14 protein-coding genes are annotated in these 15,748 nt (G+C 71.2%); 2 read left to right on the top strand and 12 right to left on the bottom strand.

The genetic code is table 11. The features are described from left to right. Positions 1 to 3: 3 nt before the first annotated feature. Positions 4 to 1,272 carry a magnesium transporter MgtE N-terminal domain-containing protein gene (locus ASF37_RS11105; protein WP_055968661.1) on the bottom strand — a complete coding sequence of 423 codons (1,269 nt, stop codon included), beginning with the start codon at positions 1,270 to 1,272 and terminating at the stop codon, positions 4 to 6. Between the two features lie 139 nt (positions 1,273 to 1,411). On the opposite strand from ASF37_RS11105, the gene ASF37_RS11100 reads away from it, so the two are divergent. After that, entirely contained in the window at positions 1,412 to 2,941 is a 1,530-nt protein-coding gene (locus tag ASF37_RS11100) for an OFA family MFS transporter (protein ID WP_056580612.1), read from the top strand. Between the two features lie 24 nt (positions 2,942 to 2,965). Here the strand turns inward: ASF37_RS11100 and fdhD are convergent, their stop codons facing one another. From fdhD to ASF37_RS11075, 5 genes are all read right to left on the bottom strand, one after another. After that, positions 2,966 to 3,790, bottom strand: coding sequence for a formate dehydrogenase accessory sulfurtransferase FdhD (fdhD, locus tag ASF37_RS11095; protein WP_055968656.1), 825 nt, complete (start codon positions 3,788 to 3,790; stop codon positions 2,966 to 2,968). Then, positions 3,787 to 4,056, bottom strand: coding sequence for a DUF6457 domain-containing protein (locus tag ASF37_RS11090; protein ID WP_082480458.1), 270 nt, complete (start codon positions 4,054 to 4,056; stop codon positions 3,787 to 3,789). The genes fdhD and ASF37_RS11090 overlap by 4 nt, the downstream gene beginning before the upstream one ends. Then, a complete protein-coding gene (locus ASF37_RS11085) occupies positions 4,053 to 4,628 on the bottom strand; it encodes a molybdenum cofactor guanylyltransferase (protein WP_056580610.1) in 576 nt (191 codons plus the stop codon). The genes ASF37_RS11090 and ASF37_RS11085 overlap by 4 nt, the downstream gene beginning before the upstream one ends. Beyond that, a complete protein-coding gene (locus tag ASF37_RS11080) occupies positions 4,625 to 7,066 on the bottom strand; it encodes an FdhF/YdeP family oxidoreductase (RefSeq protein ID WP_369797018.1) in 2,442 nt (813 codons plus the stop codon). The genes ASF37_RS11085 and ASF37_RS11080 overlap by 4 nt, the downstream gene beginning before the upstream one ends. 86 nt (positions 7,067 to 7,152) lie before the next feature. Beyond that, on the bottom strand, positions 7,153 to 8,250 hold the full coding sequence (locus tag ASF37_RS11075; protein ID WP_156364641.1) for an alpha/beta hydrolase: 1,098 nt from the start codon (positions 8,248 to 8,250) through the stop codon (positions 7,153 to 7,155). A gap of 113 nt (positions 8,251 to 8,363) precedes the next feature. Here ASF37_RS11075 and ASF37_RS11070 point away from each other — a divergent pair, with 113 nt between their 5' ends. Beyond that, entirely contained in the window at positions 8,364 to 9,752 is a 1,389-nt protein-coding gene (locus ASF37_RS11070; protein WP_082480457.1) for a wax ester/triacylglycerol synthase family O-acyltransferase, read from the top strand. 65 nt (positions 9,753 to 9,817) lie between these two features. On the opposite strand, the gene ASF37_RS11065 is transcribed toward ASF37_RS11070, so the two are convergent. The 6 genes from ASF37_RS11065 to ASF37_RS11040 form a co-directional block, all read right to left on the bottom strand. Next, positions 9,818 to 11,137, bottom strand: coding sequence for a hypothetical protein (locus tag ASF37_RS11065; RefSeq protein WP_056580606.1), 1,320 nt, complete (start codon positions 11,135 to 11,137; stop codon positions 9,818 to 9,820). 193 nt (positions 11,138 to 11,330) lie between these two features. Further along, on the bottom strand, positions 11,331 to 12,644 hold the full coding sequence (locus ASF37_RS11060; protein WP_055968646.1) for a hypothetical protein: 1,314 nt from the start codon (positions 12,642 to 12,644) through the stop codon (positions 11,331 to 11,333). 134 nt (positions 12,645 to 12,778) lie between these two features. After that, positions 12,779 to 14,056 (bottom strand): hypothetical protein, encoded by a 1,278-nt coding sequence (locus tag ASF37_RS11055; RefSeq protein ID WP_055968644.1) that lies wholly within the window; start codon positions 14,054 to 14,056, stop codon positions 12,779 to 12,781. A 22-nt stretch (positions 14,057 to 14,078) separates the two neighbouring features. Beyond that, on the bottom strand, positions 14,079 to 14,498 hold the full coding sequence (locus ASF37_RS11050) for a DUF3592 domain-containing protein (protein ID WP_056552159.1): 420 nt from the start codon (positions 14,496 to 14,498) through the stop codon (positions 14,079 to 14,081). Between the two features lie 3 nt (positions 14,499 to 14,501). Next, positions 14,502 to 15,137, bottom strand: coding sequence for a hypothetical protein (locus ASF37_RS11045; RefSeq protein ID WP_055968640.1), 636 nt, complete (start codon positions 15,135 to 15,137; stop codon positions 14,502 to 14,504). A 13-nt stretch (positions 15,138 to 15,150) separates the two neighbouring features. Next, complete coding sequence (locus ASF37_RS11040) at positions 15,151 to 15,540, bottom strand: hypothetical protein (RefSeq protein WP_055968638.1); 390 nt, start codon at positions 15,538 to 15,540, stop codon at positions 15,151 to 15,153. Between the last annotated feature and the right edge of the window lie 208 nt (positions 15,541 to 15,748).

The raw sequence follows: 15,748 nt of genomic DNA, 5'->3' as shown, positions 1-15,748 counted from the left end.
CGCTCAGCCACGGGTGGTCACCTCCGCCGGACGTGGGCTCGGATCACGCTCGCGCCAGCCCTCGGGAAGCAGGTGGTCGAGCACGTCGTCGATGGTGACGGCTCCGATGAGGTGGTTGTTCTCGTCGACCACGGGCAGCGCGAGCATGTCGTAGGAGGCCAGCAGGCTGGCGACCTGCTCGAGCGTCGCGTCGGGTCGGGGCCAGTCGATGTCGTTGTCGGCGAGCCCGCCGACGAGGGTCGACGGCGGTTCGCGCAGCAGCGCCTGCACGTGCACGATCCCGAGGAAGCGGCCGGTGGGCGTCTCGACGGGGGGCCGGCACACGTAGACCATCGAGGCCAGGGCCGGACCGATCTCGGGCTCACGGACCCGGGCGAGCGCCTCGGCGATCGTGGCGTCGGGCGGAAGGATGACCGGTTCGGTGGTCATCATGCCGCCGGCCGTCCGGTCCTCGTAGACCAGCAGCCGGCGGACGTCGTCGGCGTCCTCGGGCTCCATGAGGGCCAGCAGCTGCTCCGACGTGGCCGTCGGCAGCTCGCCGAGCAGGTCGGCGGCGTCGTCGGGGTCCATCTCCTCGAGCACGTCGGCGGCGCGCTCGGGATCGAGCACCCCCAGGATCTCCACCTGGACGGTGTCGGGAAGCTCCTCGAGGACGTCGGCGAGCCGCTCGTCCACCAGCTCGCCCACGATCTCGGTGCGCCGCTTGGCAGGAAGGTCGAGCAGGGCGTTCGCGAGGTCGGCCGGCCGCATCTCGTCCATCGTCGCGAGCAGGTGGGTCGCGCCCTGGGAGGCCTCCTCGCCCACCAGCCCGGTGACCTCGTCCCAGTCGACCACGTGGGTGGCACCGCGCCGACCGAAGCGCTTGCCCGTCTCCTGCACGGCGACGGTGCCGATGAACCAGTCGCGCCGGGTGTCCTGCTCCATGGCCAGGTCGTAGACCGTGCCGCCGCGCTGGTCGGGCAGGGACACCGTGCGGTCGAGGAGCTCGTGGATGGCGAGGGTCTCGCTGCTGCGCTTCTCGAAGCGGCGGACGTTGAGCACGCCGGTCGTGATGATCTGTCCCGAGTCGAGCGACGTGACCCGCCCGATCGGCAGGAAGACCCGACGCCGCCCCAGGACCTCCACGACCAGGCCCACCACACGGGGTCGCTGGCGGGCGGAGCGCACGGCCACCACGACGTCGCGCAGCTTGCCGACCTGGTCGCCCGCGGGGTCGAAGACCTCCTGCCCGACGATGCGGGACAGGAAGATGCGACCGGGGCTGGAGCTCACCCGCCCAGCCTAGTGCGAGCCGGGGAACGGTCGGGCCCCGTGGGGCGGTGGGCGCGCGCGACGTCGCCGTGTCTCGTATCCTGCGAGACGCACGTCACACGGGTCGCCGCCGCGCCCGTGAGATCGACCTAGGGGGACCATGTCCACGCACTTCCTCGACCGCGAGCGCACCGTCGCCGGACCCGGATTCAACCGGTGGCTGATCCCACCGGCTGCCCTGGCGGTGCACCTGTGCATCGGGCAGGTCTACGCGACGAGCGTCTACAAGGCCTCGCTCGTGCAGCACTTCGACACCAGCCTCACCGCGATCGGCATCGTCTTCTCGATCGCGATCGTCATGCTCGGCGTCTCGGCGGCCGTGTTCGGCACCTGGGTCGACTCCGGCGGTCCCCGTCGCGCCATGGTCGCCGCCGCGACCTGCTGGTCGGCGGGATTCCTGGTGGGGGCGCTCGGCATCGCGACCAGCCAGCTGTGGCTGCTCTACCTCGGGTACGGCGTGCTCGGCGGCATCGGCCTGGGCATCGGCTACATCTCGCCGGTCTCCACGCTCATCAAGTGGTTCCCGGACCGCCCGGGCCTGGCCACCGGAATGGCGATCATGGGCTTCGGTGGCGGCGCGATGATCGCGAGCCCTGTGTCCAGCACGCTCCTCGGCTGGTACGACTCGGCCTACGACACCGCGTCCGGCATCGCGTCGGGGCGGGCGGTGGCCCTGCTGTTCGTGACGCTCGGCCTGGGCTACCTGGTCGTCATGCTCTTCGGGGCCTGGCTGGTGAAGGTCCCGGCCGACGGGTGGGTCCCGCGGGGCTTCGACCCGTCCACCGTGAAGAAGAAGGCCCTCGTCACCACCGAGAGCGTGTCGGCGAACAACGCGGTCCGCACGCCGCAGTTCTGGCTGCTGTGGATCGTCCTGTTCTGCAACGTCACCGCGGGCATCGGCATCCTCGAGCAGGCCGCGCCGATGATCCAGGACTTCTTCCGCGAGGGCGAGGAGTCGAGCGTGGCTGCTGCTGCGGCCGCGGGCTTCGTCGGCTTCCTCTCGCTGTGCAACATGGCCGGTCGGTTCATCTGGTCGTCCACGTCCGACGTCGTGGGGCGCAAGAACATCTACATGCTCTACCTCGGTCTGGGCATCGTGCTCTACGCGACGCTGGCACTCGGTGGGTCGACCTCGACGGTGCTGTTCGTCGTCCTGGCCGGCGGCATCCTCAGCTTCTACGGCGGCGGGTTCGCCACGATCCCGGCCTACCTGCGCGACCTCTTCGGCACGTTCCAGGTGGGTGCCATCCATGGGCGCCTGCTCACCGCGTGGTCGGCGGCCGGCGTGGCAGGCCCGCTCATCATCAACGGGTTCCTCGACGCGCGGGGCGAGCCGGGCGCCTTGACTGCGGCCGACTACCGCCCGGCGCTGCTCACCATGGTCGGCGTGCTGGTGGTGGGCTTCGTGGCCAACCTGCTCGTGCGCCCGGTCGCCTCGCGGTTCCACGAGCCCAAGGACGAGGGCAGCCGCACGGAGCCGACCGACCCGGCCGCGGCGACGGCCCCGGCCGCTGACGACACGACGGCCGAGGGCGTCACGCCGCTGGCCGTCGTGGCCTGGCTCGTGGTCGGGGTGCCGCTGGCCTACGGCGTGTACGAGACGGTGGTCAAGGCAGCGGCGCTGTTCTGACCCGGTGCACCCGCACCGAGCGTGTCAGTCGACGACGACGCGCTCGGGGTGGGTGTACACGTTGAACGTCGTGCCACGGGAGAAGCCGACGAGGGTCACGCCGAGCCGGTCCGCGAGGTCGACGGCGAGCGAGGAGGGTGCACTCACCGCGGCCAGCACGGGGACGCCGGCCATCGCGGCCTTCTGCACGAGCTCGAACGACGCCCGGCCCGACACCTGCAGCACCGAGCCGGTCAGGGGCAGGCGATCCTCGCGGAGCGCCTGGCCGACCACCTTGTCGACGGCGTTGTGGCGCCCCACGTCCTCGCGCACCGCGAGGGCCTCGCCGGTGGACGAGAAGAGTCCGGCCGCGTGCAGCCCACCCGTGCGCTCGAACACCGCCTGCTGGTCGCGCAGCAGGTCGGGAAGGGCGCCGAGCACCTTCGCCTCGACCCGCACGGCGTCGGCCGACACGTCGAAGGCGGAGGTCGTGGCCACGGCGTCGATGGAGGCGAGCCCGCACACCCCGCACGAGCTGGACGTGTAGACGTTCCGCTCGCGGCTGGCCGCCACGACCCCGCCGGCACCGGTGACGCCCACATCGATGACGTTGTAGGTGTTCTCGTCGAGGTCCGGCGCGCAGTAGATCATCGTGCGCAGGTCGGCCGGGCTCGTGACGACACCCTCGGAGACGAGGAAGCCGGCGACGAGGTCGAAGTCGTGGCCGGGCGTGCGCATGGTGACGGCGAACGACGTGCCACCCACGCGGATCTCGAGCGGCTCCTCGGCCGCGAGGGAGTCGTGGCGGGGCGTGGCGCCCACGCCCACCTCCACCCGCAGGATCCGGCGGCGCTGCACGGGCTTGGTCATGCCGGGTCCTCGGTCGTCGCCGAGACCTCCGCGAGGGCCGCGGCCCGATCCGTCGCACGCTGCACCGCGTCGGTGCCACCACCGGCCAGGCCGGCGGCGTACCCGACGAGGAAGGTCGTCAGGGGCGCGGCGGGACGCACGACGGCGTGCGCGGCGACAGCCGCCAGGTCCAGCACCTGCGTCACGTCGGTCCCGGGGTCGTCCACGCCCAGCTCGGCGCACAGAGCGTGCCACCAGGTCTGCATCGTCTCGTCGCGGTCGCTCACGGTCGGTCCTCCTGGAGGGTCCTGAGGTCGTCGGGGGTGTCGAGGTCGTGGGTCGCTCCCGCCGGTGCGGGCGCAAGGGTCACGTCGAGGTGTGCGAACACGCTGTGCAGCGACGCGTCCGCGAGGTCGGGAAGGTCCCTCACGGTGCGTGCGGCGTCGGGGGAGAGCAGGGCCGACGTCCAGTGCGCCCGGCCGCTCTCGTCGGCGAGGACACGCGCGCCCCCGCCGAGCGGGGCAGAGAGCAAGGTGTCGACGAGCGCGGCCGCGCGGGGCAGGTCGGCCGCCAGCACCACCACGGGGAGGTCGTCGTGCAGAGCCCGCAGCCCGGCCTGGAGGCCGGCCGCAGGACCGGCGCCGGCCGGCTCCTCGCGGGTCCACCGCACGGGTCGCGGCGTGGGCCGCTCCGGGCCGACGACCACCACGGCCGCCTCCGTCGGCAGGGCGGCGAGCGCGTGGTCCAGCAGGGACCGTCCGTCGACCACGGCGCGCGTCTTGTCGGTCCCGTCCCACCGCCGACTGGTGCCACCGGCCAGCACGACCGCCCCGACGGCGGACCTCGGTGCGCCCGTCACGAGAGGTGCAAGGGCTCCGGGTTGGGACGGGACCGGTGCTCGGTGTCGCTCTCGGTCGCGTCCTGCGTGCCGTCCGCGCCCTCGCCGTCACGTGTCGCCGAGGGAGGGACGAGCCGGATGACCACGGACTTCGAGGTCGGGGTGTTGCTGTGCTCGGCCACCGAGTCGAGCGGCACCAACGGGTTGGTCTCCGGGTAGTAGGCCGCCGCCGTGCCGCGCGGGGTGTCGTAGGAGACGATGCGGAACCCGGGCGCCACGCGGTCGACGTCGTCGTCCTCCCAGTGAGTGACGAGGTCGACGACGTCGCCCTCGTTCCACCCGAGCGCGGCCACGTCGTCGGGGTGCACCATGACCACGCGGCGCGCGTCCTCGATGCCGCGGTAACGGTCGCTGAGCCCGTAGATCGTGGTGTTGAACTGGTCGTGGCTGCGCAGGGTCTGCAGCAGCAGGTGGCCGTCGGGCACGTGGAGCACCTCGATCGGCGACACCGCGATCTCGCCCTTGCCGCTCGTGGTGCGGAACGTGCGCGAGTCCCGGGGCGGGTGGGGGAGCACGAAGCCGCCCGGCCGGTCCACCTTGCGCTCGTAGTCCTCGCAGCCCGGCACGACGCGTGAGATGTGTCCGCGGATGATGCCGTAGTCCTCGGCCATCGCGTCCCAGTCGATGCCGTGCACGTCGCTCCCGTCGTCCTGGCGCAGCGTGGCCCGGGCGATGCCGCAGACGATCGCGGTCTCCGAGCGCAGCTCGGGGCTCGCCGGCTCGAGGGGGCCGCGCGAGGCGTGCACCGACGACATGGAGTCCTCGACGGTCACGAACTGAGGACCCGACGCACGCACGTCGATCTCCGTGCGCCCCAGGGTCGGCAGGATGAGGGCGGTCTCGCCGTGCGTGAGGTGGGACCGGTTGATCTTCGTCGACACGTGCACGGTCAGCTCGGCCTTGCGCAGCGCCTCGGCGGCGACGTCGGTGTCGGAGACCGCGTGGACGAAGTTGCCCCCCAGGCCCATGAACACCCTCGCCTTGCCGTCACGCAGCGCGCGGACGGCATCGACGGTGTCGTAGCCGTGCTCGCGGGGCGGGTCGAAGCCGAACTCGGCCTGGAGCGCGTCGAGGAAGTGGTCGGGTGCCTTCTCCCAGATGCCCATCGTGCGGTCGCCCTGCACGTTGGAGTGACCTCGCACGGGGCAGACGCCCGCACCTCGCTTGCCGATGTCGCCGCGCACCAGCGCGAGGTTGACGACCTCCTTGATGGTCGCCACGGCGTTGCGGTGCTGCGTGAGACCCATGGCCCAGCAGTAGATGGTGGCGTCGGAGTCGGCGATCATGCGCGCCGCCTCCTCGATCTGCTCCCGCGACAGACCGGTCGCGGCGGCGACGACGTCCCAGTCCAGCGCGCGGACGTGCTCGGCCCAGGCGTCGTAGCCGGCGGTGTACTGCTCGACGAAGGCGCTGTCGACCGCCCCCCACTGCTCGAGCAGGTGGCCGATGGCCTGGAAGAGGGCAAGGTCGCCGTTGATGCGGATCGGCAGGTGCAGGTCGGCGATCGGCGTGCCGCGACCCACGACGCCGCGCGGCTTCTGCGGGTTGCGGAAGTTGACCAGGCCGGCCTCGCGGAGCGGGTTGATCGAGATGATCTTGGCGCCACGTCGCTTGGCGATCTCCAGCGCCGACAGCATGCGCGGGTGGTTCGTGCCCGGGTTCTGGCCGGCGATGACGATGAGCTCGGCGTCGTAGATGTCGCGCAGGCTGACGCTGCCCTTGCCGATGCCGATGGACTCGGCGAGCGCCACGCTGGTCGACTCGTGGCACATGTTCGAGCAGTCGGGCAGGTTGTTCGTGCCGAAGGCACGGATGAACAGCTGGTACACGAAGGCGGACTCGTTCGACGCGCGGCCGGACGTGTAGAAGATCGCCTCGTCGGGGGAGTCGAGTCCCGTCAGGTGCTGCGCGACGAGCGCGAACGCGTCGTCCCAGCCGATCTGCTCGTAGTGCGTGCCGCCCGGTCGCTTGACCATGGGGTGGGTGATCCGGCCCTGCTGGCCGAGCCAGTACTCGTCGTGGGCGTCGAGGTCGGCGATGGAGTGCCGGGCGAAGAACTCCGGCGTGGCCCGGGCCCGGGTGGCCTCCTCGGCGACGGCCTTGGCGCCGTTCTCGCAGAACTCCGCGGCGTGGCGCTCGTCGGGGTCGGGGTCGGGCCAGGCGCACGACATGCAGTCGAAGCCGTCGGCCTGGTTGAGCTTGAGCAGGGTCTGCCCGGTGCGCTTCGGCCCCATGTGGGACAGGGCGCGCTCCATCGAGACCCGGACGGCCGTGACGCCGGCGGCGGCGTCCTTGGGGGCGTGGACCTCCAGGCCGCTCTCGTCCTGGACGCCGAAGCCCGCGACGACCTGCGCGTCACCTGCTCCGGGTGCGTGCGGCGTGGACGAAGAAGTGCTCACGGTGGTCCTCCCGATGCGTGGCGGCGGTCACCTTCGACCGTACCCGCTCGGGGTCGGAGCCGCCTCGCGTGTGGGGAGGGCGCCGCTCAGACGGCGGCGACGCCGGTGCGCCGGCTGCTGCGTCGCCGAGGCGCGGCGACGGTGTCCTGCTCCGGGGCCTGAGCCTGCTGCGCGCTGAGGCCGGTGACGAAGTCGCCGATCTCCTCGATCGCCGCCCGTGCCTCCGGCACCCACGACGCGGCAGCCTGGAAGACGTGCACCTGGCGGTCCCAGACCTGCAGGTCGACGGGAACGCCGGCCTGCACCAGCCGTGCGGCCATGTGCTCGGCGTCGGCGAGCAGGATCTCGCGGGACCCGATCTGGATGAGGGCCGGTGGCATGTCCTCGAGGGGCATGTCGACCGGGCAGGTCCGCTGTCCGTGGATGCCGCGGCGCGTGTCCATGCGCAGCGAGACCTCGGTGAACTTCTCGAGGGCACGCAGCGGGAAGGTCTGGCAGCGGTCGGCGTTGCGGTGCTGGCGCTTGCGGGTGGCGTCGACGTCGAGCAGGGGCGAGATGGCCACCACGCCCGCGGGGCGGCCCAGACCGGCGTCGAGCACGGCGCGAGCCACGCTGAAGGCCAGGTAGCCGCCGGCGGAGTCGCCGGTGATGGTGACGTCCTCGGCACGGTAGCCCTGGTCGAGCAGCCAGCGGAACGCGTCGACGCCGTCGGCGACCGACTCGGCGATCGGCTCGTAGGGCATCTGGCGGTAGCCGACGTTGAGCACCGGCTGGCCGGACGCGTCAGAGATGCGCGAGACGAGTCGGCGGTGCGTGTTCAGCCCGCAGGTGAGGAACGCGCCGCCGTGGAAGTACAGGATCACCTTGGGGTTGCCGCCGTGGATGTCGCGCACGTCCCGCGCGAGCACCAGCTCGCTGCCGCAGCGCGCGAGGTCGACCGTGCGCCAGCTCGTCCCCTCCTGCACCGGCAGAAGCCGAGCGGCGTGCTCCAGCAGGTTGGGCGGGAAGAGGTCGAACGGCAGGCGCGTCCACAGGTCGAGGAGCGGGCGGACCGTGTGCCGCAGGCCCAGACCGAGGACCTGGGACTGCAGGCTCGCGCCCTCGACGAACCGAGCCTCGGCCGCCAACGACAGGTGGCCCACGGCCCCGGCTCGAGCGGATCGGCGATCCGTGGTGCTCCCCATGTGACTCTCCCGTCGTCATGCAGTGTTCACGAATATGTCACACCCGGTGACCTGCGCCACACGAGGTCGTTACCTTAGCGGCAGCCCTTCCTCTGCCGCAGGAGATTGATCGCATGCCCTTCATGCCCCCCACGGACTCGATGTTCCTGCTGGCGGAGTCCCGTGAGCACCCCATGCACGTCGGTGGGCTGCAGCTGTTCCAGCCCCCGGAGGGCGCCGGCCCGGAGTTCGTGCGCGACCTCGTCGAGGGGTTCCGCTCGGTCGACCACATCTCGCCGACGTTCCGCAAGAGGCCTGCCGAGCCCGTCGGCCTCGTGGGCCAGACGTGGTGGGCGCAGGACGACGTCATCGACCTGGAGTACCACGTCCGTCACTCGGCGGTCCCGCCGCCGGGGCGGATCCGCGAGCTGCTCCAGCTCACGTCACGCTGGCACGGGTCGCTCCTGGACCGGCACCGCCCGCTGTGGGAGACGCACGTGGTCGAGGGCCTGCAGGACGGCCGGTTCGCCGTGTACAGCAAGGTCCACCACTCGATGGTCGACGGCGTCTCGGCGCTGCGGCTCATGCAGCGCTCCCTCAGCGAGGACCCGGAGCGGCGCGACTGCGTGCCGCCGTGGGCCCTCCCGTCCCGGCAGCGGCCGACCACGGAGGTGTCCCGACGGCTGCCCGACCCCCTCGGCGTGCTCCGGGGCGGCCTGGCGGTGGCCGAGGACGTGGCCGGGCTCCTGCCGGCCTCGATGCGGATCGTCAACCAGATCGTCCGCGAGGGCGACGTCACCCTGCCGCGAGCGCCCAAGACCATCCTCAACGGTCCGGTGGGCGGTGCACGTCGGTTCGCGGCCCAGTCGTGGGAGATCGAACGGATCAAGCGGGTCGCCAAGTCCTCCGCCACCACGCTCAACGACGTCGTGCTGGCGATGGTGGCCGGTGCGCTCAGGGAGTACCTGCTCGAGCAGAACGCCCTGCCCGACGACCCGATGACCGCCATGGTTCCCGTCTCCCTGGCGCTGCGGGCCGAGTCGGCCGGGTCGACCGAGGAGGCGACCGGCAACTCGGTCGGCGTGATCGTGGTGAACCTGGCCACCGACGTCGAGAACGGTGCGACCCGCCTGGAGGAGATCGCCTACTCGTCCAAGCGGGCCAAGAAGATCCTCGGTGGCCTGTCCCCGACGCAGATCCTCGCCTTCTCCGCCCTGCAGATGGCGCCGTTGGCCCTCACGCCCGTGCCCGGCTTCGTCCGGTACACGCACCCGCCGTTCAACGTCGTGATCTCCAACGTGCCCGGGCCGACGAGCCCGATGTACTACAACGGCGCCAAGCTCGACGGCATGTACCCGGTCTCGATCGTGCTGGACGGGCAGGCCGTCAACGTGACGCTGTGCAGCCGGGACCGCTACCTGGACTTCGGCATCATCGGGTGCCGACGCAGCGTGCCGCACCTGCAGCGTCTGCTCACCCACCTCGAGACGTCGCTCGCCGAGCTCGAGACGGCCTGGGGCTGACCGGGGGCCGTCCTCCCGGGTCTCGGGGAGGACGGCCCGTCGGCGGGTGACCGGTCCGGTCCGGGTCAGCAGTCCGGGCGGTCGACGAACTGGGAGCCGTCCCAGTACTTCGAGTCCGTGAGCTCGCGGTTGGTGAAGTCCACCTCCGCGGAGCCGCCGATCTCGCCCAGCAGCTCGCCGCTGATGTTGATGCCGTAGGTGTTCGGGTCCTGGGAGTAGGTGTTCTCCGTCATCGTGCCGAAGTCGCGGGCGGCGTTGATGAAGTTGCTCGTCGCCAGCGGGTTGCCCGTCAGAGCCGCCAGGATCGGGGCGTCCTGGAGCGGGTCGCCCGTCAGCGGCACGGTGGCCTGGTACTCCTTGTAGGTCTGGTCGTCGGAGTTGGAGGCGATGTCGCCGGCGTCGGCGCCGTAGGACACGCCCATGGTGAGCGTGACGCTCTCGGGCTTGCCGTCCTCGTCCATGTTGAGTGCGTAGAGACCGTCGCCCGATGCCGTGGCCGAGGCGTCGACCCCGGTGAAGGTGCCGAAGGCGTCACCCTTGACGGAGCTGCGGTAGTAGGCCACGTAGCCGTCGGGGGTGGTCTTCGCGCCGAGGTAGGCGCCGGCCTCGACCCGCACCCCGGCGCCGACGACGATGTTCGACGCCGAGGCCGACGCGTTGCCCTCGATGCCACCCTCCACGAACTCCTCGTCGGCGTCGGGCACGCCGTCGACGAACTGGTCGAGCAGGCTGTTCAGCGGGTTGGGCGGGCCCTCGATGTCGCCCAGGATGGGGATCTTGTTGATGCCCGGGACGTCGGCCGGACCGGGGATCTCGGGGGCGACGGAGTCCTTGATCTGGTCGGCCAGGAGCCCGTTGAGGATGTCGTCGACCCCCGCCTCGTCGTCGGCGTACCAGGTCCGACCGGTCCGCCCGGCGAGGAGGGCCTCGGCGGTGGCCGAGGCGACGGCGCCGTACTTCTTGCCGTCGAGGGTCACGCTGACGTCGATGCCGGGCCCCACGCCGATCCCGACCTTGCCGAGGTCGACCTCGGAGACGCGGTACGTCCCGTCGGACAGCTCCTCGACGAGCAGCTCCTTGCCGACGGCGACGGTCACGATGAAGGACCCGGTGACCTTGACGCTGCCCTTGTCCGAGCCCACCACGCACGGGGCGTCGGGGATGCGCTCCTCGGGTGTGGGGGTCTCGCGCGGCGGCTCGCAGTCACCGCCGCCGGCGATGTTGAGGATCTGGCAGATCCGGTAGGACACCTCGGCCTTGAGCTGCGGGCTGGTCTGGACGATCGTGCCCGTGGTCGCGAGCACGAGGATCGAGGCGAGCACGATGACGCCGACGATCTCGAGGGAGCCTTGGCCGCGCTCGGAGCGGCGGGTGCGAAGGAACATGTCGAGGGCCTGTCAGGTGAGATCCGGGGGGGGTGCCGCGAGCGTAGGAAGCCCGGCGACTCGGGCGCCCGGGCCCTGGGACCCCGCCGGGTCCCATCGAGGGCCCAGCCCACGAGGGCCCCGCGCGGCGCGACGACGGCGCCCCTCCCTCTGCGGGAAGGACGCCGCCGTCGCGGGTGCCGTGCTTCGAGGCTCAGCAGTCGGGGCGGTCCACGAGCGCGTTGCCGTCCCAGTACTGGGAGTCCTCGAGCTCGCGGGTCGTGAAGTCGCCCTTCACCGATCCGCCGTAGTCGCCGATGAGGGACCCTCCGATCGTGAGCCCATAGGTGTTCGGGTCCTGGGAGTAGGTGTTCCGGGTGATCGTGCCGTCCTCCTTGGCCCGGTCGATGAAGCTCTGCAGCATGGCCGGGTTGGTCATCTCGGCCAGGATCTGGGCGTCCTCGAGCGCGTTGCCCGTCAGGGGGACGTTCATCTGGGTCTCGACGTACTTCTGGTCGTCGGTGTTGGAGCCGAGGTCGCCCGTCTCGGCGGCCAGCGTGTAGCCCGTGGTGAGCGTGACGCTCTCGGGCTTGCCGTCCTTGTCGAGGTTGACCGCGAACAGCGCCTCGCCCGAGGCTCCTGCCGACGCGTCGTCGAGACCGGCGGTGGCGAAGACGCTGCCGCCGACCTTGCCCTTGTAGTAGGCCGTGTAGCCGTCCTTCGTCTTCTTGGCGCCGAGGTACACGCCGAGGTTGACCTCGCCGCCCGCGCCGGCGGTGATGCCCGAGATCGAGGCTCCGGCGTTGCCCTCGAGCCCGCCCTCGACGAACTCCTCGTCGGGCTCGGGCAGGTCGCCGATGATCTGCTCGAGGATCGCGCGGGTGGGGTTCGGCGGACCGCCGATGTCGCGGATGCCGGGAAGACCGCCGACGATCGGGATGTCCTTCGGGCCGGGCAGGTCGGGAGCGACCGTGTCGAGCACCTCCTCGGCGATGAGGCCGTTGAGGATGTCGTCGACCTCTCCCTGGTCGTCGGCGTTCCACGTGCGTCCGGTCTGGCCGGCGAGGATCGCGTCGGCCGTGGCGATGGCCACGGCGCCGTACTTCTTGCCGTCGAGAGTCACGCTCACGTCGAGTCCCGGCCCGACACCGATGCCCACCTTGCCGAGGTCGACCTCGGTCACGCGGAACGTCCCGTCGGAGAGCTCCTCGATGAGCAGCTGCTTGCCCGCCGTCACGGAGACGACGAACGCACCCGTCACCTCGACGCTGCCCTGCTGGGATCCCACGACGCACGGCTCGTCCGGCAGTCGGTCCTCGGGGGACCGGGGGGCGTCCGGGGCCTCGCAGTCGCCGCCGCCGGCGATGTTGAGGATCTGGCAGATCCGGTAGGACACCTCGGCCTTGAGCTGAGGGCTGGTCTGCACGATCGTGCCGGTGGTGGCCAGCACGAGGATCGAGGCCAGGACGATCACGCCGACCAGCTCGAGTGAGCCCTGACCGCGCTCGGAGCGCCGCTTGAGGAACATGGTGACGACCTGTCGAGTGGTGTTGGGGGGAGAGGAGCAACGCCAGGATAGGGACCTCCTGCCCTGTCACACCCGGGCCCGTGGGCCCGGTACGGGCCCTAGGTGGACCCAGATCGGCGCCCGCGACCCACCCGTCAGCAGTCCGGCCGGTCGGCCATGCGGGTGCCGTCCCAGTACTGCGCCTCCTGGAGGTCGCGCGTGGTCAGGTCGCCGGAGATGTCGATGCCGATCTTGGGGCCCAGACCGGCCTCGCCGCTGTAGCCGTAGGTGTTCGAGTCGTCCTCGAAGACGCTGCGCGTGACCGTGCCGCGTTCCTGCGCCTCCCGGACGAAGTCGTCCGCGGTCAGCGGGTTGCCGAGCATCGCGAGGACGCGAGCGTCCTCCGTGACGTCACCAGTGAGCGGGATCTCGACGGTGACCTCGGTGTACTGGTCCGCGTCGCCCTCGGTCGTGTACTGGATGTCCGCCTTGCCGGCGATGCCGGAGGTGACCTTGACCGACGTGGGCTTGCCGCTCGAGTCCGTGTTGATCTCGATGAGGCCGTCGACCTTGCCGTTGAGCTGGCCCTCGGCGACGAGGAGGGTGCCGAACGCACTGCCCTCGAGCTCGGTCCGGTAGTAGGCGGTGTAGCCGTCAGGCGTCTTCTTGCCTCCGAGGTAGCCGCCCAGCGAGACGTCCGCCCCGGCGCCCGCCACGATCGCGGTGGCGGAGGCCCCGGCCTCGCCCTCGATGCCGCCCTCGATGAACTGCTCGTCCGGATCGGGCAGGTCGCCGCCGACGAGGTCCTTCGCGACGCTGTTGATCGGGTTGGGCACGAGCCCGAGGATCTTCTTGGGCGCGACCGCGTCGACGACCTTGCCCTTGGTCATGGTGCTCATCAGGTCGTCGAGCTCGTCCTGGTCCTTGGCGTACCAGGTGTTGCCCTTCTCGCCGGCCAGGAGGGCCGAGGCGTCGGCGGACGCACCGTAGCCGTAGTCGACGCCGTCGATCGTCACCGTGTTCTCGGCGCCGACGCCCGCCGTCACCCCCAGGCCCCCGGAGTCGACCTCGGTCACCTTGAACGAGCCGTCCGACATCTCCTCGACCATGTACTTCTTGCCCGCGTTGCCGGTGAAGAACGTGAACGAGCCGCCCACGCTCGCCTCCGTGCTCGTCGAGCCGGCCAGGCACGGGTCGTCGGGCAGCCGGTCCTCCGGGCTGGGCACCTCGGCCTCCCCGGGCGCCTCGCAGCTGCCGCCGCCGGCGAAGTTCAGGATCTGGCAGATCCGGTACGAGACCTCCGACTTGAGCTGTGGGCTGGTCTGCACGATCGCGCCCGTGGTGGCGAGGACGAGGATCGACGCGAGGATGATGACGCCGACCATCTCGAGGGAGCCTTGACCGCGGTCGGGGCGTCGGGGCGAGAGCAACATGGGTGAGACCTGTCCGTGGGGATCAGAGGGAGATGACGATGCTGGAGACGAGGACCAGTGCGACGAGGGCGACGACCAGCAGCCCGGCTCCGATGTAGACGAAGATCCGGCCACCCTGGACGAACGTGTCGATGGCGCCCCGCGAGGGTCGCTGGGGGTCGTAGAGGACGGGCACGGCCGTCCCGGGCGAGGGCCCGAGTGACTGCTTGACCGATGAGGTGTGCTGGTGCACCTCGCCGTGCTGGTCCTGCCACTGGAAGGTGGGGTAGATGGAGGTCGTGCCGCGGTCGGCGCGGCCCGTCCGCCGATCGACGACCACCCCCGTCGTCCGTGTCCACCCGCGCATCATCCGGGTGCGGACGATGCCGATCGTCAGGAACACGGTCCCGAGCAGTGCCGGGATCCCTGCGGCGAGGACGGGCGCGAGCGCGGCATCGGACACGGGTCAGCCCTTGGAGGCCTCGGCCTTGACGACGACGGTCGACAGGACCTCGGCGGGTACGTCCTCGGAGTCCGCGGACAACGCGGTGACCTGCACCTGGGTGCCGTCCGCCAGGTCGAGGACCAGCGTGCGCGTGGCCAGCTCGGGCGTCACGGCGGGCGAGGCGGAGGCCGACGGAGAGGCGGTGGGGATCGGCGCCTGAGCCTCGTACTCGAGGAAGTAGGCGCTCGAGGCCTTCGGCCAGACGATCTCCTGCGGCTCGATGTTGCGTCCGCCGAGCGTGGCCATGGCCGAGATGGCGAGGGCCTGGGCCGCCTTGTCGGCCGGCTGCTGCGGGTCGGTGATGACCCGGACGTCGACGCCGCCGGTGGCGATGCCGTCCTGGACCTGGCCGCGCCAGACGGTGGACGTGATGTTGTCGGCGGGCTGGGCCTCGGGCTGCTTGTCCCAGTCCGAGGGAACGGCGATGCTGACGGCGCCCAGGTCCGTCTCGGTGAAACCGGACGGCGTGCCGTCGGCGGGCTGGATGACCTGGTCGTCGGGCACGGTGGCGGTTCCCTCGGAGTCGGAGTCGGAGCCCGAGCAGGCGCTCAGGGCGAAGGCGGTCGCGACGAGTGCGGCAGCGAGTCGGAGGTTCATGGGACTCATCGTCTCATCGCACCGCGTTGCCGCTGGTGCGGCTCAGCGCGAGCACGAGGAGGAAGGCGACACCGGCCCACAGGACGAGGTCGACGAGCGCGGCCGCCAGAGGGAGGTCGCTGACGAGCTGCCCGGCGAACGACGCCCCAGCCCAGCTGGAGAAGTTGAAGACCCAGCCGATGACGAGGCCCAGGAACAGACCTTCGGGGGCGTCGTCGGGGCGCATGCGGGTCCACCAGATGAAGGCCGTCACGGCGAGCGCGGCGATGACGAGGAAGCTGCGCGTGATGACGCCGCTGGTGACCGAGGCCTGGTCGACGGCGACCACACCTGCGATGACCGCGGCGACCATGGTCAGGACACCGGCCGTCAAGGCAGTGCCGAGGACGATCATCGGTCGCATGGTGGCTCCTAGGAAGAGGGCGACCCCGCAGGGTCGTGGTCGTGGCGAGAGGGACGTCAGGAGGGGAGAGCCGGCAGCTGCCGCGCTCTCCCCGTCCCGATGGGCTGGTGTCAGCCGGCGTTGAGGATCTCGGAGATCTTCTCCTGGATCTTGCCGGTGATCTCGCCGGGGTTGATGGCGGCGACGATGGCGCCGACGAGCAGGGCGG

The organism is Aeromicrobium sp. Leaf289 (assembly GCF_001423335.1).
GTDB lineage: Bacteria > Actinomycetota > Actinomycetes > Propionibacteriales > Nocardioidaceae > Aeromicrobium.
This window is presented reverse-complemented; position numbering and strand designations above follow the sequence as displayed.

Coding starts and splice junctions, on each gene's coding strand:
- ASF37_RS11100 (WP_056580612.1), top strand. CDS start 1,412: ATGTCCACGCACTTCCTCGACCGCGAGCGCACCGTCGCCGGACCCGGA.
- fdhD (WP_055968656.1), bottom strand. CDS start 3,790: ATGACCAAGCCCGTGCAGCGCCGCCGGATCCTGCGGGTGGAGGTGGGC.
- ASF37_RS11075 (WP_156364641.1), bottom strand. CDS start 8,250: ATGGGGAGCACCACGGATCGCCGATCCGCTCGAGCCGGGGCCGTGGGC.
- ASF37_RS11070 (WP_082480457.1), top strand. CDS start 8,364: ATGCCCTTCATGCCCCCCACGGACTCGATGTTCCTGCTGGCGGAGTCC.
- ASF37_RS11065 (WP_056580606.1), bottom strand. CDS start 11,137: ATGTTCCTTCGCACCCGCCGCTCCGAGCGCGGCCAAGGCTCCCTCGAG.
- ASF37_RS11060 (WP_055968646.1), bottom strand. CDS start 12,644: ATGTTCCTCAAGCGGCGCTCCGAGCGCGGTCAGGGCTCACTCGAGCTG.
- ASF37_RS11055 (WP_055968644.1), bottom strand. CDS start 14,056: ATGTTGCTCTCGCCCCGACGCCCCGACCGCGGTCAAGGCTCCCTCGAG.
- ASF37_RS11045 (WP_055968640.1), bottom strand. CDS start 15,137: ATGAACCTCCGACTCGCTGCCGCACTCGTCGCGACCGCCTTCGCCCTG.
- ASF37_RS11040 (WP_055968638.1), bottom strand. CDS start 15,540: ATGCGACCGATGATCGTCCTCGGCACTGCCTTGACGGCCGGTGTCCTG.